This window comes from Spirosoma pomorum (genome assembly GCF_054776615.1).
Window position 1 is genome coordinate 1071775 of the sequence record NZ_BAAHBP010000001.1, and the last position, 22866, is coordinate 1094640.

Consider the following 22866-nt stretch of genomic DNA (forward strand, 5'->3'; position numbering starts at 1 on the left):
TCCTTTCCTCCTCTCCTCTTTAGTATCCAAAACTTAGTCCTTTCAACTGCAACGTGTTGGCAGCAACGACGGCATCCTCGCTACGTAAGCCGCTTTGCACCACAATGCGGTTATTCTGCTGCTGACCAAGCCGAATAGATCGACGCTCAATGCTTTTGGGACCGGTTTTTACGAAAACATAATCCTGCCCCTGCACCGTCACAACCGCGTCGCGCGACACGGTGATAGAATTTCCTTCGACCACGCCGAACTGCACCGTAGCATACATTCCCGCTTTCAGCCGCCCGTCCGGGTTGTCGACGGCAATGCGTAATTTGATCTGGCGAGTGGTGTTATCAACGTAATCGTTGATGTCATCAATCCGACCCTGAAAGCGCTCGTTCGGAAACGAAGCAAAATTTAGCGTACAGGGCAGTCCCTTGCGGATGCTGCTGAACTGGTTTTCTGGAATTTCGCAGACAACCAGAATCGTATTGGGCTTAGCGCGACGTAACGCTTCCGGATCAAAGCCGGCCAGTTTTAGCGTAGCCTCATCGCTAATGATGGCGGCTTCTTCATTGGCCAGCTGCGTCTGGGCTTCGATTACTTCCTTGCCTGATGCAGCCCCATGTGCCTGCAAGTCCCGCACCCGCGCCAGGTTACCCCGCTGAGTCTGAATGTTGATTCGGTGTTGCAGGATGGCCGTGTAGTTGGCCGACAAATCCGGATTATCGAACAAAACCAGCCGCTCAGATGGGCTTTCGATGGACCGAACTACCATAGCCGCTACGTGTCCGGGCGCAGTAAAGTCATTTCGGATAGCTCCGGGCGCAGCGGATTCGGTGCTGAAAGGCTTCATCATCGCCACATCCGGAAATGTAATTTTTGCGCCGTCGGTGCTCACCGCTGGTCGGGGAACAGCCGTAACAACCGGCTTGGCTTTTTCTTTACAGGACGCCGTAAGCAGTGCCAGTACGACAAGAAGTTGACGAAATGATAACATTGGTGAGATGGCCTGATTGATTAGTAGGTATTGATCTGACCGGTTGCGTACAGCAGCCGGATGTAACTCTGACGATAGGTATAGGTCGCTTCGTAGTAGGCCGTCTGCGTCTCGAACCAGGAGCGTTGCGCTTCGAACAAGTCGATCAGCGTTGTAGCACCCCGCAGATAGGCGTAACGAACCGAAGCCAGTACCTGATCGGCATCGCGCCGGATACCCGTATACCGCTCCAGATTGCGACGGCTGGCGACGAATGATTCGTAGGCCGTACTTACCTCCGTTCGAATGCGAGCCTGGACGAGCGAAGCGGCCTGCCCAGCCTGTTCTTGCACTACCTGCGCTTTCTGAATCTCCCCCTGGTTGCGATTATAAACGGGTAGTTCGAGTGTCAGGTAAATGCCGGCGTAGGGCACACTATTCTGGGGGTTCCAGATGAGGCCAGCTTCATTACGAGGTTTGGCAAGCACCCGTTGCAAAGCCAGATTCTGCCGGGCCGCGTCGATAGTAGCCGTTGCCACGCCCAGATCCGTTCGATTCGTGGACGCCAGTTGCAGTAAGCTATCGACGGGGGCCAGCGGCACAGGATGCAGCACGAGCGGATTCGGAACGGCGGGGTTTACGATTGAGTCGTTTATGACTACGTTGATACTGTCGGTGGTCCCCAGCACCAATCGAAGTTCGTTCAACCGATTTCTCAAATCCTGCTGGGCGGTACGTGTCTGCAAATCATACTGATCCAGCAATAATCGTGTACGGGTCAGATCCGTCGTGGAGATCGCCAGGTTTTTCAGTCGTACCCGGTTCACCTGAACCAGCGTATCCGTACTGGCACGAGCCCGATCCAGTAACGTCAGTTGAATCCGGGCGTACCAGGCGTCCAAAAACCGGTTGGCGGCATCAAAAAGGATGTTACGTTCCGTTTCAGCCAAGCTTCGCGTCGCCAGCGTTGTATTGGCCTGGGCAAAACGCGTCCGGTATTCCCGTTTGTGATGGATATCAAATTCCTTAGTAGCCTGCAACCAAAATTGCCGTCGTTGCCGACTTAGGCTACCGGGCGCATCGGTAACCGGCACAGCCGGCTGCCCTTGATTGAGTTGAAATAAAGTCTGGTTATTAAGGACCGGATTGGTGCGCAGATTAGCCGTTATTTCGTCAGCCTGGGCCGCGTTGACGTTCAGCCGTTCGATACGTAACGCCGGACTACTGGTCCGCACCTGTTGCAGCGCCTGTCGTAGCGTCAGCGAAGTTTGCGCGTGGGCAACCAGATTTAATCCGCTGATTAATAAAGTGAAAAGTAACCGATTCCTGAGTAGCATTGGTTTCAGAAGCAATGGGCAAAATAACTAAATGCCCCTCCCAAAACGGCAGATACTCAATTAAAAGGCTGTTAAATATACTCAGTCTAGGCAAAACGGCTTCTTAGCCAATCTTACACTGTTTTCTAGAACCAGGGTCGGCGAACTTTGAACGATCGGCGGAGACCACTGATCAGCAGGAAAGCACTGACCAGTCCGAAGATAATTGCCAGCAGCGTAATTTTCAGAATCGCAAACAGAACGGCAATCAGAATAATGATTACTGCCGCTTTTAATTTCCAGCTGATGCGCTGCCACCAGTTCAATTCCTGACGCAAGGGCATGCCCAGGCTTTGCCGAATCCGGTTACCCAGTCGCATTTTCTTCTGCGGCTTCGGACGTGGTTGCTGAGCTGTTTCCTGCCTACTGCTTTTAGTTAGCAACGTTTGTATCCGCTGTGCCCGCTGCTCGAGCCGACGGCTGGTTGCCTGCTGAGGTATACCTGCCCGACTAGCAGTAACGGGCTCGCTTATGACCGTCAATACATTTTCCGTTGGCGTTTCCGACTCGTTCGGCAAAGTTGCTGCTGCAGTAACTGAATCTTCTATAGGTTTACTGGCTACGACCGGCAGACGGCTGGCAGCCACGCGGAATGTCGGTTGAAAATAAGCGACAGGACGCTGGCAGGAAGTCACGACTAGACAACTAATAACCGAAAGAAAAGAAAGCGTATATTTCATCAGAAGAGTACAAAGGCCTGCAATACCGGTTTCGAAAACCGTTTAGACAACGAAACAGAGGCAACGGTTGATATACCCCCACCCAGAAAAGCACCGTCTAATTTCCCTGCCGCAGGATACGATACGTAAACTGTTGTCCTGTTTTATCTACCGCAACCCGAACCAGCACAATCGGGTTCGACCAGGGCGTCAGGTTGATTTCAGCGACCGACTCCGACGTGCGCTGCTGGGTCAACAGTCGTCCGGTAAGATCAATCAGTTGCACCGTAACGGGTTTTGGTAGGTTTGTCAGTTCAATCCAGACGCGATCACTGGCCGGGTTTGGATACACCCGAATAGCAGGAGCTAACACCGGCTCTGTGGCCGTTACCAGTTCAACCCGTGTGATTGATGGTTCCAGGAGAGCGCCCGCTCCGCACGCATTCGACACGGCCGTAATCTGATAGGCACCAGCACCCGTAGTGGGCTGCCAGTCCAGCACAGCCGATTTGGTGGTAGCGGTGAATGTCCGGTTTATCTGCCCGGATTGCACACTGTACGTCCAGGGACCGTCCCCCGTAAACCGCAGTTTAACCTGAACCGCTTTATCGGGCTGCAACAGATACATTGTCGAATCGAAGCTGGCGGTAGGACTGCCAACGGCCTGATACGTGAACGGGTTGGCTCCACTAGCGACATTGGCGTCGCTGGCTACTACCCGAATCCGATAGCCCGCGCTGGATGGCAGGTTAGCGGGAATGATCGCCCGGAGTGGACTGCTGCTGCCCGTTGTCGTTAGCGTTTTGAAGTTCGCCCCGGTCGAATCCGATAGCTGAACGGTAAAGGTATTACTTGTTGAGAAGGTACCCGTTGTCTCGTACTCAACGGCCATGGTTGTATTACTACACAACAAATCCGACGATACGTTTGTGGCGGTGACGGTCTTTTCGCTAGCTGCATTAACGGTTACCGTCACCATACCCATGGCGCGGCCGGTGCCACAGCTGTTACTTACCGAAACCAGACTATAGCTGGTTGTCTGCGTTGGTGACACCTGAACGATAGCGCTGGTCCCGTGGGCGGTGAACGCCCCCTGATAACCCGTCGACAGCGCGTAATTAACCTGTTCAGAAGTGCCTGTCCCGCCAGTATTGGTGAGCTTTAAATACGTCGACTGACCAGCGTTAATAATTGTATTTCCAGACAGCGAATAAGCGGGTAACCCACTTACGGCAAAATTGCTGCTCAGCGTTTCACCTTGACTACCCGAAGCCAACGCCCGCACCTGATACGTACCAGCCGCGACTGTCGTCGGTAAAGTCAACGAAACGGGACCGCTGGAAAGCGATGCGGTCATCAGCGCCGTTTCAGCTTTGGTGGCAGTATTGATAAGACTGTATGCTAACGTAGTACCCGCCGAAAAATCGCCGGTATTGGCTAACCGGAACGACACGGGCTGTCCCGCACAAATAGCCTGTCCCACCGCCGATGTTATGGCAAGCGTAATCGTTGGTTTGACTGTAATTGCAGCTTCACCCGTTGCGGTTCCGTACCCGCATCCATTCGTCACGCTGCGTATCGAATACGTCTGACCAGTAGTTGCGGTCAGTTCACGAACCGCCGGTGAGGTGGTGAACGTCTGACTGATTTTGTCGGAAAAGAGCACTTGCCAGGGGGCTTCGCCCGTTAGATTCACGGTCAGTTTTACGGGACTACCCGCACCAACCGAAGCCGGATTAGCCGCGACCAGCGTTGCCGTTGGCGGTTGTGATACACGCACCAGCAGGGCCGCCGTTCGGGCGTCTGAGTTTTTAGCGATTAATCGCAAGTAATAGTCTCCCGTCGTTAGCGAAGGAGAGATGGTGGCAACTGCGGGCGAAGTCGTGGTTATGGCAATAGTGCTGAATACCGAATCCCGACGCGACGCCAGCTGCAACTGGTACTCGGTGCCAGCCGGGGCCGATGGGTTGGTAATGAACGGCAGACTTAGTGTGGTACCACCGCAGAACGTAAAATAGTACGAGTTGGTCGCGGGCCGCACAGGCAGTTCAATTCGGTACGCTTGCGGGATGTACGTAATCTGCTGATTCGACACAGTTCCTACTCCACAGGCATTGGCAATGGATTTCAGCCGATAGGTCGTTTTGCCGACGGGTTTCACCGTTACACTCGTTCCGGAGGCAGCCGTAAAGTCGGTTGTTCCGTTGGTATACAAGGTTGTGAAAGGCCCTTTCCCCGTCAACTGTGTTACGTTCAGCGTAACTGCACTTCCCGCCGGAATGGTGTTGGGCTCGGAGCCGTAGAGGTAATAGCTGTTAATAACCTCAGGAATTTCGAGTGACGCCGTTGGTTTTTGATTCACACTTACCCGAAACTCGTTACTGGCAACGGCAGAATTTGTAGCACTGATACGTACTTTACGATCTTCCGGCAATTTGATCCGAATTGGGCTACGGGTCCCCTGTCCGACAACAGCGGCCTCTGTCCAGCCCCAGCCTTCACCCAGTGATGCAGCAGCGGCCTGTACTTTGAACAAGTTGTCCACATCGAACGTACCCGTGGTGTGGAAAAACACCTGAATACTATCACCATTACACTTGTTCTGCTCGACCGAATCAATTTCCACACTAGCCGCGTTCGGTTTCTCAACAGTGACCGTAGCACTGGTCGCCAGATTGTCCGCCCGGCCGCAGCTATTCTCAAAGTAGTCGATCTTGAACGTCTTTGTCGCCGGCGCGTACACCTGAACGCTCAGGTCATCGCAATTCAGGCAGGTACTGGTCTGGGCCGGACTGCCGCTTAGTTTATACGTAAACGGTCCCCCACCAATGTTCTGAATACGTAACGCTACCGTACCAGGGCTTTCCAGCGCACGTTGGCGATCATCAACTGCAAAAAAGGGCTGTGGTTTGTGCGTAACAACGAGTGTCTGGTTAGGGTCGGATGCTCCTTCGGTTTCGGGCGCGGTCGTTCGAATGCGCAGACTGTAATTTCGGGTGGCCAGATAGCCACTGCTGTCGGTAGGTAGAGCCGGCACCGTAAACACCAGCATCCGGCCGTTTTCCAGCGTGGCCGGAGCCGAAGCCAGTACGTTACCTCCTCCCCCGTAGCGGAAATCAACGAAGTACTTGGTCGCTGACTGCTGGAGAAAATTCAGGGTGACGGGTAACCGAAGCTGCTGCCCTTCACAAACGGGTCCTCGCTGGTAATCTTTACCGGGTAACGAATCGACCGAAATCCCCTGCCGTACGGCGATCGTCGTACTGGATGGACTGACTATCGCCGATCCGCAGGTACTCTGAAAACTCGTAATCCGGTAGGTCGTTGTTTGTCTGGGTCGAACAATCAGATTACCGATCCCAGACCCGCTCCCGGACTCATCGATCGCCAGTTGCAGACTGTCGTTCAGGACCACCTGATAAGGCCCACGTCCACGTGCCTGCACGGCAATGGCCTGTCGCTGCCCGGCGTCAATCGTTAGAGCAGGCGTTGTAATCTGGGCCGCTGCCGCCGGACTAACCGTTAGCTGTACTCCCGTCGGGTCGCTGACCGTTACGGGATTGGATGTGATTACCTGTACGTAAAACGACGATGTGCCTGTGAATGAGGCAGGCAGTTGTACTTTCAACCCTCCGCTGGTTTCAACCGCATTCAGGTCGTACTGGCTGCCACTGGCTGGCACCTCTGCAGCGAATGGATTATAACTAATCAGTCGGACTTTAAACGTATTGTCCGCCCCGAAGCTACCCGCTCCTTTGGAGTAAGCGACCAAGAACTCATTACCCACACAAATCACGGCAGGCGATACCGATACCGTTTTCATGGCAATGGAATTAATCGTCAGCGTGGCCGTTCCGCTCCCCGCCCCTACTCCACAACTGTTGGCAACAGACGCAATCGTATAGGTAGTACTCTTTTCGGGGTAGACCGCCACGCCTTTTGTAAACTGAGTATTGCAGCAATCAGAGAGCTCCTGCCGGGTACCATCGCTGAGTGTTACGCTTACGGGCGAGCTGCCCTGCACCGTGTACTGTAACGTAACAGGCTGGTAGGGATTGGCTATCATCGGTGAAACTACATTAGCCAGGCTAACAACAGCGGGCGTCACCACTTTTGGCCAGTTCGTCCAGGCACTTTCGGCGTATGGACTACTGCTCACAATCCGGTATTGGTACCGGCCTTCTTCGGTATAATTGGGTAAGCTGGATGGCAGTTGAACCTGCGCTGGACTGGCAGAAAACGCCTGTGTCTGAAGCAGAATTTCCTGTGTGTACTGATTTCGAATCTGAACGATAAACGTGTTGCCGGCTTCAAACTGCCCCGTCACGGTGAAGGGCAAACTGGTAGCCGTATTAATACAAACCGGACCAGCGACGTAAGCTGGCGTAATCGTCTGACCCAGGGTTACATGCCCTACTAACCATACCGCAACAATGCCCAACAGGCGAGAAAAACGCGAACGTAACATACTGAAAAACAAACCCAGAACCGTGGTCGACACTACCATCTATCCTCCTCTTACTTGTGCGTTGACGAATGTTCTTCCAGCAAATCAGCATCGCTTTACTTCTTTACGGAAGTAGTAAGCATCTCATTTACTGGGAATTTACGAACGCTTTTTACGAATTTATCCTGCTACTTTTCCTCTTGACCGACCATCTCCGCGGCTATCTATCAACAGCCTGATTCGCATCTTTAATCCATTCACAAGACCAGCATTGGCTTTTCCGAACCCAGATTCCAGCGACACTTACACCGTATCGTACGTTCTGGCTCGGCTAGTCATCACCTCCTTAGCTAGGTCACCAAAATCAATGATTAGGGATCAACAACCGTGCCACAGAGACTGCCTGTTCGTTACCGCATCCGCAGCGGTAAAGGCGACGTAACGCTTTACGACGGGTAGCACTATCTGCGCTTTGCCAATGCGTTAGTCCGGTAGCGGCCCTACCTTTGCGGTATGACACTCAACAATGATCCACGGCCCTGGCAGATCGAATCTTCGGAATACTTACACCGTTTACCCTGGTTTACAGTACGTAAAGACGCGGTTCGCATGCAGAACGGCGGCTATATTCCTGACTATTACGTTCTGGAATACCCTGACTGGATCAACGTAACGGCCATCACCACCGACGGACAGCTGGTTATGATCCGGCAATACCGGCACGGCCTGGCACAGATTTCCTACGAACTCTGCGCCGGTGTAGTTGATCCGGGCGAAGATCCGCTGGTAGCGGCCCAGCGTGAATTGCTGGAAGAAACCGGTTTCGGCGGAGGAAACTGGGAACTGATGATGACGCTGTCGGCTAACCCCGGTACGCACACCAACCTGTCGCATTCTTATCTGGCGATGGGTGTTACGTTGCAACAGGCCCAGCACCTGGAATCGACGGAAGAGATTACGGTGCACCTGGTCTCGCCGGTGCGGGCGCTCCAGCTTCTGGAGTCGGGTGATATTATGCAGGCCCTCCACGTGGCCCCGCTCTTAAAGTATCTACTTTCGCGCGCGGTTTCGTCCACAGAACCAACCCGATATTTCTAGGAGCGTGACGGAATAATCCCCGTATCTTTGCCGCTCCAAACCGACTCGGTTGTTTTATCTGACAATTACTTTGGTACGTTGTGTACCGCACTGGCAATGATTATCCCTCTGGCTCACCGTGCCGACCAAACGCAGGAATACTACTTCTCGGTTAAACTAGCCGAAGTTCGAAAACTGCAGGCGGCTGGTCATGATGTCATCAATATCGGCATCGGCAATCCCGACATGATGCCCTCGTCCAATACGATCGATGCGCTTGTTACGTCGGCGCAGCAGCCTGGTTCGCATGGTTATCAACCATATAAAGGAACACCGGGCCTGCGTCAGGGCGTAGCTCGTTTTTATGCGCATACGTATGGGGTAACGCTGGATGCCGATACCGAGATTCTACCGTTGATTGGCTCGAAAGAAGGTATTACGCATCTGTCGCTGACGTTCCTGAACGAGGGCGATGGGGTACTGGTGCCCGAGCTGGGTTACCCGGCTTATCGTGCGGTTAGCCAGATGGTCGGTGCGAACGTCCAGGAATATCCCCTGCTGGAACATGGCGGCTGGCAGCCCGACTGGGCGGCTATGGCGGATCTGGTAACGGATACTACCAAGATCATGTGGATGAATTACCCACATATGCCTACCGGTGCTCCAGCCACACCCGCCCTGTTCGAGCGCACGGTCCGGTTTGCCAATGACCATAAGATTCTGCTTTGCCACGATAATCCGTACAGCCTGATCCTGAACAAGAAATCACCGATCAGTATTTTGTCGGTTGATGGCGCAAAAGATGTAGCGATCGAATTGAACTCGCTCAGTAAATCGCACAACATGGCTGGGTGGCGGATTGGGTGGATGGCCGCGGCTAAAGCGTACGTCGATGCCGTACTTACTATTAAGAGCAATGTCGACTCGGGGCAGTTCAAGCCGTTAATGGACGCAGCCGCCGAAGCGCTGACGAACTCCGACGACTGGCACCGCGAACGTAACGCCGTTTATGCCGACCGCATGGAAGCCGCTCACGCCCTGCTCGACGCGCTGAAATGCACCTACGCCACCGATCAGGAAGGTATGTTCATCTGGGCCAAGTTACCCGACTCGGCAACCTCCCCCGAAGCACTGGTCGACGACCTGCTCGTTAACAAGCATATTTTTCTGGCTCCCGGCTTTATTTTCGGACCCAAAGGCCAGCGGTACATTCGTATCTCGCTCTGTCTACCGAAAGAACGTATCTGGGAAGCCGTCAACCGTATCAACGCATGATCGTCAGTATCGTAGGAATTGGGTTATTAGGTGGATCATTCGCTCTGTCCCTCCGGGAGAAATACCCAAAAATGCACTTTATCGGCGTCGACGCGTCGGCGGTGAATGGGCAATTGGCTTTAGCGAAGGGTATTGTCGACGAACTACTGCCGCTGGACGAAGCCGTCGCCAAAAGTATGCTGGTGATTCTGGCCACGCCGGTCAATATTATCACGGATTTGTTGCCCGTTATTCTGGATCAGTTACGTCCCAACGCGACGGTTATTGACCTGGGCTCAACCAAAGGGCTAATCTGCGCAGCTGTCGATACTCATCCTAAACGGAGTCAATTTGTGGCGGCTCATCCGATGGCGGGTACCGAAAATTCAGGCCCTGGAGCGGCCTTTCGGGAGCTCTTGCCGGGTAAAAATCTGATCATCTGCGACCGGGAGAAAAGCCGTCCCGATAGCTTATTGCTGGCCGAGAGCCTGTTTCGCGACATCGGGATGAAGCTGTTCTTCATGACTCCGCAGGAGCATGATCTGCACCTGGCTTACGTATCGCACCTCAGTCATATCAGCGCTTTTGCGCTGGGCTTGACGGTGTTGAAAAAAGAGCAGGACGAGCAGGCAATCTTTGACATGGCCAGTACGGGCTTCAGTTCGACCGTTCGATTGGCCAAAAGCTCCCCCCAAATGTGGGCCCCTATTTTCGACCAGAACCGAACAAACGTATCGGATGCGCTGGCGGCTTACATCGATTTCCTGCAACAGTTCAAACAGGTAATTGACGAACAGGATTTGACGACCTCACTTTCGTTCATGCAGCAGGCCAACGTGATTCGTCGGGTACTGGACGGTATCGAGAAACGGTAAAAACTATTTTATCGGTAGCTACACAAAAAACGCTTTCGTTGGTTTTATACTATGGGCCCGGCGCGACGCCGGGTCCGTAACTCAACAAACCCAACAGCGTTTATGCAATCTGTTGATCAACAACCAGCCCAACAGGCTGGGACGATTACCATCGGCGGTGATCTGACCGTCAACCGTATGGCGTATGGTGCCATGCGAATTACCGGCGACGGCATCTGGGGGCCCCCTAAAGATCATGATGAAGCCATTCGCGTGCTGAAACGCACGGTTGAACTCGGCATCAACTTTATCGATACAGCTGATAGCTATGGTCCTTACGTATCAGAGGAACTGATCGCCGAAGCCTTATATCCTTACCCAAAAGAACTGGTTATCGGTACAAAAGGCGGTCTGTTACGTACCGGCCCGAATCAGTGGCCCGTGGATGGCAGCCGCAAGCACCTCGAAGAAGCCCTGGAAGGCAGCCTGAAACGTCTGAAATTGAATCAGATTGATCTCTATCAGTTACACCGTTTCGATGACAAGGTGCCATCCAAAGAGTATCTGACATTCTTGAAAGAAGCGCAACAGGAAGGCAAAATCCGGCACATCGGTTTGTCAGAAGTAAGCGTTGAGCAGATCAAGGAAGCCCAGGAATATTTCGATGTTGTGTCGGTACAGAATATGTACAGCTTCGGGCAACAGAAATGGAACAGTGTACTGAAGTACTGCGAAGAAAACGGTATTGCCTTTATCCCCTGGTACCCACTGGGCGGTGGTGACCTTGGCGCAGAAAATGCGGTCAAGAAAGTAGCTGAGCGGCATGGTGCCACCGAGTTCCAGATCGCGTTGGCCTGGCTGCTGGCAGCTTCGCCGGTTATGCTGCCCATTGCCGGAACCTCATCCGTTAAACACCTGGAAGAAAACGTGCAGGCGGCCACAATTAAGCTGACCGACGAAGACTTGCAGGATATGCCTTTACCAGCTTAATGGTTCTCGTAAACTCAAGTAAACAAAAAGGTCCGGGTATCAATTGATACCCGGACCTTTTTGTTTACTGAGTAATATACTACGCTGCTTTGTGTAGCGCTTTGATTTTTTCCTGGGCAGCTTTCAGTTCGCTGAGCTGCTTGGTTAGATCTTCTTTGATGTAAGCCGGAATGTGATCCTTTTCGATCGCGTCTTCGTAGGCTTCTACGGCTGCGTTCTCACCGAACTCGACGGAACTCAGGATCGTATCTTTGTCTTTGCCCGTTACGGCGGCTTTGATGTCAATCCAGGCGCGGTGAATCTTGCTAGAGACGTCGGTTGACGTCGCGTCAGATACAGCTAGTCCATCGATACGTACGATATGCTCAGCTAGCTGGCTCCGGAAATTCTGGCTTTGTATGATGTAGTGACGAAACAGATCATCGAGTCCAGCATCTTCATTATCTTCTACTGCTTTTTCGTAACCCTGAATTCGGTCGTTGTTGATTTTTACCAGGTCGTTGAGATCATCAACGATTTCTTCGTTCTTAATCATAACCAATGAGTTCTATAGTTTGCTACTAGAACCACAGAGGTTCGTAATTGTTATCCCAGCTATTAATTTTTGAGGTTATATCCGTTACAAAGCTATTTGCTATAACTAAAAACTAATTTTCTCTTTATACAATACAATTAAATGACATTTTTTGGTCGACTATATAATGTTAATTTTCCTTAAAACAACCAAAGCGTCTATTTTTTTTTAAAAGGAATTTATGTATACCGTATGATCAGTAAAGCGACCGCTCACACGATATGTGTTACTTTCCCAAATCCTTTTGAGGGTCTAACGCGTAGTTATGGTAATTCTGCCGATGGGCGGCAGGAACTCTTCCTTTAACGTATCAGTAACTCAATGGAAAAACAATCCAACGACCAAGCTGGCGTGAGTCAATTACTTTCTGACGCGAAGTCAGCAATGGTAGGTCGCCGACTCTTTATGCGCTATCTAGGTACTACGGCAGCAGCTGGTGTTGCACTTAGTGCCTGCACGAACCAATTAGAAGATGCGGTTCCTACGGGTGCTGCTCGGGCCGGCTATCGCACGGTTGATTTAGGTGATCTGGGTAGCAACGACGTTGGTATCCTCAACTACGCCTACGCTCTGGAGCAACTCGAAGCTGCTTTCTACACACGAGTTATGATGAATCCATACTCGGGTATGACGGAAGCGGAAAGAGTAGCCCTGACGGATATCCGTGATCATGAGATTATCCACCGCGAATTGTTCAAAGCTGCTTTGGCAAGTGCTGCTATTCCAGGTCTGACTCCAGACTTCACCAGCATCAATTTCAGCAGCCGGGCTAGCGTTCTAGGAGCAGCTGCGCTGTTTGAAAAAATCGGCGTATCGGCTTACAATGGTGCCGGTCAGTTTATCAAAAGCGTAGACTATCTGTTGCTAGCTGGTAAAATCGTTTCGGTAGAAGCTCGTCACGCAGCTATTATCAACGCACTGTTATTCCCGGACGGAGCAGAGTTCGCTGGTGACAGCGTAATCTACCCATCTTCGGGCTTGGAAGAAATCCGCGTACCAGGCGAAGTTCTGACTCTCGTTGCTCCTTACGTGTATGAAACCATTAACGCAATGCCAGTTAAACGTATTGCATAGTCTAAATCCCCCTATCTGTCATGAACTTACAAAACATTCTGAATGAAATTGAGCAGGTGGATGCCGACATGTACGAACGGCTTGACCATGTATCGCGTCGCCATGTTTTCTCCAACTTCCTGAAGAAAGCAATGGCAGGTGCCGCTCCGGTTGCTTTCGCAGCCATTCTTAACAAATCTTACGCTCAAAACAGCTCAGTAGCCGACGTTCTGAACTTCGCTCTGTTGCTCGAATATCTAGAAGCAGAATTTTACAACAAAGGATTAGCAGCTCCTGGCCTGATTCCTTCAGGTGTCGGTCGTAATGTGTACGATCAGATCGCTAAACACGAAAACGCTCACGTAGCCCTGCTACGTTCAGCACTGGGTGGTGCAGCTATCGCTAAGCCAAACTTTGACCTGACGTACAAAGGTGCTTTCGCTGATGTGCTGACGAACTACCAAACGTACCTAGCCGTATCGCAGGCGCTGGAAGATACCGGTGTTCGCGCTTACAAAGGCCAAGCTGGTGCGCTGATTTCAGCTCCGGCAGTACTGACAGTAGCGCTTCAAATCCACTCTGTAGAAGCCCGTCACGCAGCGCGCGTTCGGATGCTGCGCGGTCAGAAAGGATACATCGTTAATGCTGACGCAGGTGGTGTTCCGGCAGCAGTATACGCTGGTGAAGACAACGTGACGCAAGGTGGTGTTAACCTGGTATCGGCAACTGGTTACAGCATGGCCCGTGTAACGGAAGCGTTCGATGAACCGCTGACGAAAGCACAGGTACTGGCTATTGCTACGCCATTCTTGGCCTAGTCAACAACAGTAAAACAAAAAGGGAGCGACTCTTTCAAGTCGCTCCCTTTTTGTTTTACTGTTAAAACCAGAACACTGGCTGTGTTTTAGTTTGGTCGTGTAGCCGTCAGACTACGTATCCGCACCATAGATCCTGCTTCAGCGCCCTGCTGGTTAGCTGCTGGCGTCAGACAAAGTTGATTGACAACACCATTCCACCCCCCTCGGCCATTCATATCGATCTCATAAACCCGGTATTGCCCGTCGCCAGTGATGGGAAACTCGACAAACCGTTCCGGAACATCAATAAAATCAGGGTCTTCGGGCTTACGCCATACTAGCCGGGCGGTCGTCGCGCCGGTTTTGAACGCTGCGTTTATATACAATTTGGGTACATCGGCGGTACGCCAGTAGGCCATCGGACTCATGATTCGAAAGAGAGACTGAGTTTTATCGAATCGCTCCCACTTCACGGCCAATTCGTTCTGGATTGGCCAGCCCAGATCTCTGGTATTATAATAGTACCAGCCCAACCGGTTTTGCCCGAATTGAAAGTTCGGGACCGTCGCAGGACGAGGCTGGGTGTAAGCGAATTGCCGGATATCAGTCAACGATCCAACTACCAACGTGTACTCGTACTCATACGTACCGTTGTGATCAATCACCAGGAAGCTATCGCCGTTAATGTATCCGCTTGGTATATCGAACTCCCCCCCTACGAGCGTCGTCCCGAATCCAGCCGTACGATAGCGGTATTCGTTGGGTCGGAAAAGGCCAACCCCCCGGCCACTATCGTTTAGTAAGGCTATCCAGTTCTCGGAGCCGTAGCGGGTAATCATATCCCGCTCCTTGTATTCGGAAACAGGCCCGTTTGTAAAGGGTTGATTCCCCGTATACGTCACCATACGGTAGTAGGGTCCATTGAGATATACACAGGGCATCTCCTGGGTCCGGGCTTCGTACTGAGTGGTATCGGCCCGATTTACGACAATGCGGCAGCGGACATGCACCGTGTTGTCTTTAATTTCCAACCAGTGTTCCATGGTGCAGTCGGCGGGCTCGTCGAACAGGGGCCAGATCAGTGGAATCGTTTTTACGTAGATTTTAGTCTGCTCCTGCTGATAGCTGACCACCCGCGCCGGATGATTGAACACGTCACCACTCTGCACGGGGTTCCAGCCCAGGTTACGCCACTGATACACCGGGTCTTTTCCGTTCACACTGTACGGGTATGGGCCGGCGTAAATGGATGTCTGGAGCTGGCGTCCCAGATCAGCATTGTTCACCATATTCTCGTTACTACCCGCTTCGGACAGGTAGTTGATCGCTCCGCCCATGCTGAGGTCAATCGCCACTTTTACCTTGTCGTTTGACAAAAACAATCGCTTTGGAGGAGCAACTGGTACCTGCGGGGGAGTGGTGGGCGTGCCGGTGCCAGGCGTTGTTGGGTTTGTGGGGGGCGTGTACGGATCTGTAGCCGGAAAGTCACGGCTGCAAGCCATAAGCAGCGCTATTGCTATACCAACTAAACCAGACAAACGTGGAAGGCTCATATGTAACGAACGGACGTAGATAGTCAAAAATAAGGTCAGAAAAAGCCTTTTCCTACCTTATCAGTAAACTCTTACCCGGTGGTCCCGGCTGGTTTTACCGTATCTATAGAACGCAGTTATACTGTGTATTCGTCCGTTTGAGACCAGTATAAAGTCCCTTGACCAGAAGATATTTGTCACCCCTCTATTAAGTTTTTACAAATTTTGCGGTAGTGTCTGCGAGAAGCCCTAATTTTGCGGGATTTTTAGGCCGCCTTCACCGGTGCCTATCTGTCAGAAGAAGAATCTTCATTTTTCATTTGCCCCGTTGAAAAATGCCTAAAAACGCCAGCATTCGCTCCGTACTTATTATTGGCTCTGGCCCCATCGTTATTGGTCAGGCGTGTGAATTTGATTATGCCGGTTCGCAGGCTGCCCGCTCCATTCGGGATGAAGGGATTGAAGTTGCCCTGATTAACTCCAATCCGGCAACGATCATGACCGATCCGATCAATGCCGACTACGTCTATCTGAAGCCGCTGGAGAAAAAATCCATCGTCGAAATCCTGAAGAAACATCAGGAAATGGGTAAGCCCATCGACGCGGTCCTGCCGACGATGGGCGGTCAGACAGCACTCAATCTGGCTATTGACTGCGATAAGGCCGGGATCTGGCAACAATTTGATGTCAAGATCATCGGTGTGGACATCAAAGCGATTGAGACGACAGAAGACCGCGAGAAGTTCCGGCTATTGATGCTTCAGTTAGGCGCTGGTGTCTGTAAAGGTCGTACCGCCCGCTCGTTCCTGGAAGGCAAAGAGATTGCGCAGGAAATTGGTTTCCCGCTCGTTATCCGCCCATCGTTTACGCTTGGCGGCACAGGTGGTGGCTTTGTAAATACCCCCGAGGAGTTCGATAAAGCCCTGACCAACGGTCTGCACGCATCACCGGTACACGAGGTGCTGGTTGAGCAGAGCGTAATGGGCTGGAAAGAATATGAGCTGGAGTTGCTTCGTGACAACAACGGCAACTTCATCATCATCTGTTCGATCGAGAACTTCGATCCGATGGGTATCCATACCGGCGATTCCATTACGGTAGCTCCGGCCATGACCCTGCCCGATACGTTGTATCAGAAAATGCGGGATCTGGCCATCCGGGTTATGAGTGGCATCGGTCAGTTCGCGGGCGGCTGTAATATCCAGTTCTCCGTAAACCCACAAACCGATGATATTATCGTCATTGAAGTAAATCCACGGGTAAGCCGCTCATCGGCGCTTGCCTCGAAAGCGACGGGTTACCCCATCGCTAAGATTGCCGCTAAAATGGCCGTTGGGTACAACCTCGACGAGCTGATCAACCCGATTACGGGTACGACTTCGGCCTTCTTCGAGCCTGCTATTGACTACGTAATTGTTAAAGTACCCCGCTGGAATTTCGATAAATTCCCTGGTGCCGACCGATCACTGGGTCTACAGATGAAATCGGTGGGTGAGGCTATGGGTATCGGCCGTAACTTCCAGGAAGCCCTACAGAAGGCCTGCCAGTCGCTCGAAATTCGGCGGAACGGGCTGGGTGCCGACGGTCGTGAACTCACCGATCGTGATGCGCTGACCCACAGCCTGAAAAATCCGAGCTGGAACCGTCTGTTCCACATCTACGACGCCTTTAAGGCTGGGATGTCGTTCCGCACGATTCAGCAGTTGACAAAGATTGACCCCTGGTTCCTGCATCAAATTGAAGAACTGATCGAACTGGAGCGGGAAATCCAGCAGTATGACCTAGAGGACCTGCCACCCGAACTGTTACGTACCGCCAAGCAAAAAGGGTACGCTGATCGGCAGTTGGCGCATATCCTGAGCGTTAAGGAAAGTAAAATTTATGAGTATCGGCAGCAGCACAACATCCGCCGGGTGTTTAAGTGCGTTGATACCTGCGCGGCTGAGTTCGAAGCGAAGACGCCGTACTACTACTCGACGTTCAACAACCAGTTACCCATCACGCAGGATCGGCCAGAGCCTGTTTCTGATCTACCTGGTAACGAGTCGATCCGGTCAAACCGGAAGAAAATTGTCGTACTGGGTTCGGGGCCAAACCGCATTGGCCAGGGTATTGAGTTCGATTATTCCTGCGTACACGGCGTGTTAGCGGCTAAGGAAGCGGGTTATGAGACGATCATGATCAACTGTAACCCCGAAACCGTTTCGACGGATCCTGATATTGCCGATAAACTGTATTTCGAACCGGTGTTCTGGGAGCATGTTCACGCCATCATCCAGCACGAGCAGCCGGAGGGTGTGATTGTGCAGCTGGGTGGCCAGACGGCCCTGAAAATGGCGGAGAAGCTAACCCGTTACGGTATCAAGATCATTGGTACGAGCTGGGAAGCGCTTGATCTGGCCGAGGACCGCGGTCATTTCTCCGATATGCTGCGGAAACTGGATATTCCCTATCCGAAATTCGGTACGGTACGCGAGGCCGAAGCGGCACTGGAACTATCGCGTGATCTGGGCTTCCCACTGCTAGTGCGTCCAAGTTACGTACTGGGTGGCCAGAACATGAAGATCGTGATCAACGAGAGCGAGCTGGAGCAGCACGTTATGAAGATCCTGCAGGACATTCCGGATAACAATATCCTGCTCGATCACTTCCTCGAAAACGCTATCGAAGCCGAAGCCGACGCCATCTGCGACGGTGAAGATGTGTACATCATCGGTATCATGGAGCATATTGAACCAGCGGGTATCCACTCGGGCGACTCCTACGCCGTGTTACCGACGTTCGACCTGAGCGAGAACGTAATTCGTCAGATTGAGGAGCATACGAAGAAGATTGCCGTAGCACTGAAGACGGTTGGTCTGATCAACATTCAGTTTGCCATCAAAGACGAGGTTGTCTACATCATCGAAGCCAACCCACGCGCTAGCCGGACGGTACCGTTTATCTGCAAAGCCTACCAGGAGCCATACGTCAACTACGCGACGAAGGTGATGCTGGGCGACAAGAAGGTGAAGGATTTCACGTTCAATCCTGTCAAGAAAGGTTATGCGATCAAGATTCCGGTGTTCTCATTCAGCAAGTTCCCGAACGTAAACAAGGAATTGGGGCCAGAAATGAAATCGACTGGTGAAGGTATCTATTTCATAGACGACCTAAACGACGACTTCTTCCAGAAGGTCTACGCCGAACGGAACCTGTATCTAAGTCGGTAAGTCGATTAAGATTCCGGTGTTCTCGTTCAGCAAGTTCTCGAACGCAAATAAGGAGTTGGGGCCAGAAATGAACCGGGCTGGCGTACCAGTCGACGGGTGAAGGTATCACTGGAGCGCCAGCCCGGTTCATAGACGATCTGAACGACGACTTCTTCCAGAAGGTCTATGCCGAACGGAACCTGTATCTGAGTCGGTAAATGATAATCTAGTTAGTTTACAAGTAAGCCACGCCTTTTGGGCGTGGCTTACTTGTTTTTAAAAGAGGCTCGAAGAACAAGTAAGCTAATCCCACGTCAGCTGAAGCAGTGAAACACCTTGTCTGGGCAGGGTCAGTTTTATGTCCGCTTCGCCCTTCGCCACCGCTACCTGCTCGGGCGCAGATATCTGTTGCAATTGTCCCGCTTTTTCAAGTTGAGCGATCTGCTCCGAGGACGGGCTTTTCGGCGAACCCATCTTCTTCCAGGCTTCATACGAATTGCTGTACTTCTGATCAATGCGGTAATGGTGCAGCGTCATCTTTTTGTTGGGTAGTCCGTTCAGGTGAACACTAACTGATGCGTCAGGACCGGGCAGGTTGTCGTCGTGATAATTCCAGACCATCACCGCGGCAGACTTAGCGTCTTTCGAGGCCAGCGCGTTGATATCCGCTTCGCCCCGCACACTTTCGTCCCGTATCCGGGCGTAATCGTACGCCAGTCCGTTTTTGACCTCCACCCGGTTCGTGGGCATCATCCCGAACATGCGGAACACGTTCAGCACCGGTTTATCGACTCCATTGGTAGCCAGATCACGGAAGCCTCTAAACCAGGCCTGGTCTTCAAATTCAAACGCCCACGTAACCGCTCCGGCCAGATTTACGCCCCGCGATTGGGCCAGATCATATTGCCGGGCAAACGAAGCTGCGGTGTAACTGGAATACATCGTACTGTTTCGGTAGGCGTTCTGCGGACTCACATCTTCCGAACAGGCGGCACAGCCCTCCGGATCGGATTCGCCGATGATAATCGGCAGGTTTTTCAGACTGGGATACGACGCTACTATTTCGAAACCCTTATCAATATCGCGCAGCTGCGTCCCCATGTTCATCTGCACGTGGCCGTCGACCACTTTGGGAGCTCCTTTGGCGTGAAACGTAATAAAATCAATTGGCGTACCCGTCTTCCCCGTTACGTAGTTCTTCCCGCTGACAACATGCTCCATAAACGGTTTAAAGAACTTGCTCGATCCTTCCCAAGATGGACCGGTCACTTCTGGTCCACCGATTCTGGCCGTTGGAAGCGCTCGTTTGACAGCATCAGCCGTGTAATCATACAGCTTGATGTATTCTTCGGTTGTGCCTTTCCAATAACTGATATTTGGTTCATTCCAAAGCTCCCAATACCAGCTTTCCACTTCCTTTTTGCCGTATTTCTGAACGGAGTGCTTCACCCATTGATAAACCAGTTCGGCCCATTTGTTGTAATCTTTGGGTGGGTAAGCCCATCCTAGGTAAATATCATCGTATTTGTCACCCGGTTTCCAGTGGTGTCGATATGGCTCCGGTTTGGTCGACAGCGCCTGGGGCATGAAGCCAATCTGAGCGATGGGTTTCATGCCTCGTTCGATGAACGTATCAAAGATTTTATCAACGATTGTCCAGTTATAAATGGGCTTCCCATTCGCATCTTCCGTATACGCATTCGTTGAGCCCCATTTGAGGGCGGCTTCCCCATCACCCGTTACCAGCAGGCTGTGCACGCGCACGTAGACGGGTACTTTACTGAGTTGGGAAATTTCGGTAAGTAGTTTCTTACCGTCCTTCATGTAGGTGTAGTTGGGTTCATCGTAGCCAAACCAGGCCCAGATTGGCTTCAGTTGTCCTTTGTCTTTGGTCAGGTCAACCTGAATAGTGATCGGTTTTTCGGTAGTACCCTGGGCCAGACTGTCGGCACCAGGCAGCAGACAGAGCGCGCCCACGCCAAGAGTTATCATTGTTCGCCAAACACGTGTCTTACGTTGATTCATGAATTAAATAAAATAAAACAGATGAACTACGTGACTCGCTTTGGCAAGTCAGTTACGTTACTAAATCCAATTTTTCACCAGATTTACCCAAGGCTTCGCTGAAGAGACGTATTTTTGATCGAGCCGAACGACTCAAGAAGACAGCATAACACGTTTGTCGTTTTATGCTCTGGACAAGATATGATCTCGGCGTGATAAACACGTAGTAACTGACGGTGTCGAGTTACTAACATCAGTAGTTCGGTGCGATACACTTCACACAAGCCTCTGTCGCCTGCCTGAATCTGTTTAATTTTTGCTATCTTGATTACAGGCAAGCATTCCACATAATGAGCGGATACGAACTGGATTTTTTTCTTAGCCTGGGTTACTTTCGGATGCAGCAGGAAGTATTCACCTGCCGATACCTAATTCTTGACGATAACCTGCACCCTGTTTATTGGCTCCGGCTTAACCTGGAAAACGTTACGTACGGTCCCAAACAATCGCGGTTGCTACGGATCAACGATGCCTACTCGGTAACCGTTACTCCCTTTGTGCTGACCGATGAGCTAGAAGAACTATACGCCATTTACCGGAACTCCATTGATTTCGACGCTCCCGAATCAGTCCGGTCGTGTTTATTCGGTGCCAGCATCGGCAACGTGTTCGATACCTATGTCGTTCAGGTGCGCGACAAAGGGCAACTAATCGCAGCCGGGATTTTCGATAACGGGGCACGCAGTATTGCAGGAATCATGAATTTTTACCACCCCGCTTATCGTAAACAAAGCCTGGGAAAATACTTGATGCTGCAAAAAATAAACTACGCCCGGCAGCAACAGAAGCTATTCTACTACCCTGGATACATCGTCGGTAATTACCCCAAATTTGATTATAAACTATTTTCCTGTCAGGCGGCTACTGAAGTGCTCGATGAAACTAGCGGGACCTGGTTACCTTTTTCCTGGGAGCTGGTTAGCCAGCTATCAGTTAGTAAGATGAGTGAACGTTAATTACAGTGACCGCTCTGCCCTATTCATGAATGCCGGGTGCGTCATTCACCAGCGAATCGACTACTCCCTGCTGCGTTCTTAACAAAACAACCTGCCCGACTTGACGCGGACAGGCTGATTAAGCTTCTGAATAATACATGACTGCATTTACCCGTCAATCAGGCAAGATTCGGGCCATTAATCCAATTAGCCGCTTACTTGTTTGTCAACTCTTTGACTCGTCTGGCTATCTCCTTGAGCAGTAACGGGAAAGCAGGTTCGGCCATACCACCATGATCGTAACCCTGTAATTGAAAAAGTCGGGTACGCTGATGCCCGGCCAGCTTCATCATTCTGTTCAGATAGGCGTTCTCTTCGTACCGCCCCAACAGTTCCATTTCAGCGTCGCCCGTAATTAGCAGCATAGGCGGAGCATCTGCCCGAACGTGATATAACGGCGCATACTTATCGATAGTAGGCTGCGTGTCCTTAATGCCCTGTTCTTGCCGAACCGTAAAGTGCGTTATCGCCTGTCCGCTGAAAGGAATCAGACCAGCAATGCGGTTAGCATCAATATTGTATCGCTCCAGATAGGCCTTGTCCAGCGTCAGCATTGTACCTAGATACCCGCCCGCCGAATGGCCGGAAACGAAAATCAGGTTGGGATTTCCACCGTACTCATTGATATGTTTAAACACCCAGGCTACTGCCGCAGCCGCATCGTCAATGTAGGCAGGGTTCTTCACCTTGGGCGATAGTCGGTACCCAACGCCGACCACGGCATAGCCTTTTTCCTGCAGGGCTTTAGGCACCTCTTTCCGGCCGGCTGTCAGCCCTCCGCCATGAAACCAGACGATGGTCGCTACGTTTTTTCCGCCTTTGGGATAATGAATATCCAATAAACACTGGGACTTGATGTAAGGATCTCCAGCGGCAACTGACTCAGGATAATATGAAATGTTGGCTTGGGTAGTGTAGGCCTGTTGTGCTCTGGCCGTCGTTATGATCAGAGCAAACAGGAATAAGAACAGTTTTCTCATAGCTTGGCTGCCTCTCTGCTGAGTTTGGTTACAGGTTGGCCTAGAAATATAGCGACTAGCCG

The 22866-nt window shown here is 51.7% G+C and carries 16 protein-coding genes; 8 read left to right on the forward strand and 8 right to left on the reverse strand.

Translation table 11 applies throughout. The annotated features are described in order from the left end of the window. Nucleotides 1-19 precede the first annotated feature (19 nt). The 4 genes from ACYVAD_RS04460 to ACYVAD_RS04475 form a co-directional block, all read right to left on the reverse strand. Nucleotides 20-982: an efflux RND transporter periplasmic adaptor subunit gene (locus ACYVAD_RS04460; protein ID WP_461138253.1), complete on the reverse strand. Its 963-nt coding sequence runs from the start codon at nt 980-982 to the stop codon at nt 20-22. Between the two features lie 20 nt (nt 983-1002). Next, on the reverse strand, nt 1003-2298 hold the full coding sequence (locus ACYVAD_RS04465; protein ID WP_461138254.1) for a TolC family protein: 1296 nt from the start codon (nt 2296-2298) through the stop codon (nt 1003-1005). A gap of 125 nt (nt 2299-2423) precedes the next feature. Beyond that, nucleotides 2424-3017, reverse strand: coding sequence for a hypothetical protein (locus tag ACYVAD_RS04470; protein ID WP_461138255.1), 594 nt, complete (start codon nt 3015-3017; stop codon nt 2424-2426). A gap of 97 nt (nt 3018-3114) precedes the next feature. After that, nucleotides 3115-7464: a T9SS type A sorting domain-containing protein gene (locus ACYVAD_RS04475; protein WP_461138256.1), complete on the reverse strand. Its 4350-nt coding sequence runs from the start codon at nt 7462-7464 to the stop codon at nt 3115-3117. A gap of 492 nt (nt 7465-7956) precedes the next feature. On the opposite strand from ACYVAD_RS04475, the gene ACYVAD_RS04480 reads away from it, so the two are divergent. From ACYVAD_RS04480 to ACYVAD_RS04495, 4 genes are all read left to right on the forward strand, one after another. After that, nucleotides 7957-8541, forward strand: coding sequence for an NUDIX hydrolase (locus tag ACYVAD_RS04480; RefSeq protein ID WP_461138257.1), 585 nt, complete (start codon nt 7957-7959; stop codon nt 8539-8541). A gap of 96 nt (nt 8542-8637) precedes the next feature. Then, nucleotides 8638-9795 (forward strand): pyridoxal phosphate-dependent aminotransferase, encoded by a 1158-nt coding sequence (locus ACYVAD_RS04485; protein WP_461138523.1) that lies wholly within the window; start codon nt 8638-8640, stop codon nt 9793-9795. Further along, nucleotides 9792-10649 carry a prephenate dehydrogenase gene (locus ACYVAD_RS04490; RefSeq protein WP_461138258.1) on the forward strand — a complete coding sequence of 286 codons (858 nt, stop codon included), beginning with the start codon at nt 9792-9794 and terminating at the stop codon, nt 10647-10649. Before ACYVAD_RS04485 ends, ACYVAD_RS04490 begins: the two co-directional genes overlap by 4 nt. Nucleotides 10650-10751: 102 nt before the next feature. Further along, nucleotides 10752-11618, forward strand: a complete 867-nt coding sequence (locus ACYVAD_RS04495) for an aldo/keto reductase (protein ID WP_461138259.1) — start codon at nt 10752-10754, stop codon at nt 11616-11618. A gap of 79 nt (nt 11619-11697) precedes the next feature. On the opposite strand, the gene ACYVAD_RS04500 is transcribed toward ACYVAD_RS04495, so the two are convergent. Beyond that, nucleotides 11698-12153 carry a PA2169 family four-helix-bundle protein gene (locus tag ACYVAD_RS04500; protein ID WP_461138260.1) on the reverse strand — a complete coding sequence of 152 codons (456 nt, stop codon included), beginning with the start codon at nt 12151-12153 and terminating at the stop codon, nt 11698-11700. 360 nt (nt 12154-12513) lie between these two features. Between ACYVAD_RS04500 and ACYVAD_RS04505 the strand changes: the two genes are divergently transcribed. Further along, nucleotides 12514-13266: a ferritin-like domain-containing protein gene (locus ACYVAD_RS04505; protein WP_461138261.1), complete on the forward strand. Its 753-nt coding sequence runs from the start codon at nt 12514-12516 to the stop codon at nt 13264-13266. 20 nt (nt 13267-13286) lie between these two features. After that, nucleotides 13287-14063: a ferritin-like domain-containing protein gene (locus ACYVAD_RS04510; protein ID WP_461138262.1), complete on the forward strand. Its 777-nt coding sequence runs from the start codon at nt 13287-13289 to the stop codon at nt 14061-14063. A gap of 86 nt (nt 14064-14149) precedes the next feature. Here the strand turns inward: ACYVAD_RS04510 and ACYVAD_RS04515 are convergent, their stop codons facing one another. Continuing rightward, nucleotides 14150-15595, reverse strand: a complete 1446-nt coding sequence (locus tag ACYVAD_RS04515; protein WP_461138263.1) for a hypothetical protein — start codon at nt 15593-15595, stop codon at nt 14150-14152. A gap of 314 nt (nt 15596-15909) precedes the next feature. On the opposite strand from ACYVAD_RS04515, the gene carB reads away from it, so the two are divergent. Beyond that, entirely contained in the window at nt 15910-18786 is a 2877-nt protein-coding gene (carB, locus tag ACYVAD_RS04520; RefSeq protein WP_461138264.1) for a carbamoyl-phosphate synthase large subunit, read from the forward strand. A 282-nt stretch (nt 18787-19068) separates the two neighbouring features. On the opposite strand, the gene ACYVAD_RS04525 is transcribed toward carB, so the two are convergent. Beyond that, nucleotides 19069-20757: a GH39 family glycosyl hydrolase gene (locus ACYVAD_RS04525; protein ID WP_461138265.1), complete on the reverse strand. Its 1689-nt coding sequence runs from the start codon at nt 20755-20757 to the stop codon at nt 19069-19071. Nucleotides 20758-21119: 362 nt separating this feature from the next. On the opposite strand from ACYVAD_RS04525, the gene ACYVAD_RS04530 reads away from it, so the two are divergent. Then, on the forward strand, nt 21120-21785 hold the full coding sequence (locus tag ACYVAD_RS04530; protein ID WP_461138266.1) for an arginine-tRNA-protein transferase: 666 nt from the start codon (nt 21120-21122) through the stop codon (nt 21783-21785). 194 nt (nt 21786-21979) lie between these two features. On the opposite strand, the gene ACYVAD_RS04535 is transcribed toward ACYVAD_RS04530, so the two are convergent. Next, complete coding sequence (locus ACYVAD_RS04535; protein ID WP_461138267.1) at nt 21980-22804, reverse strand: alpha/beta hydrolase; 825 nt, start codon at nt 22802-22804, stop codon at nt 21980-21982. Nucleotides 22805-22866: the final 62 nt, after the last annotated feature.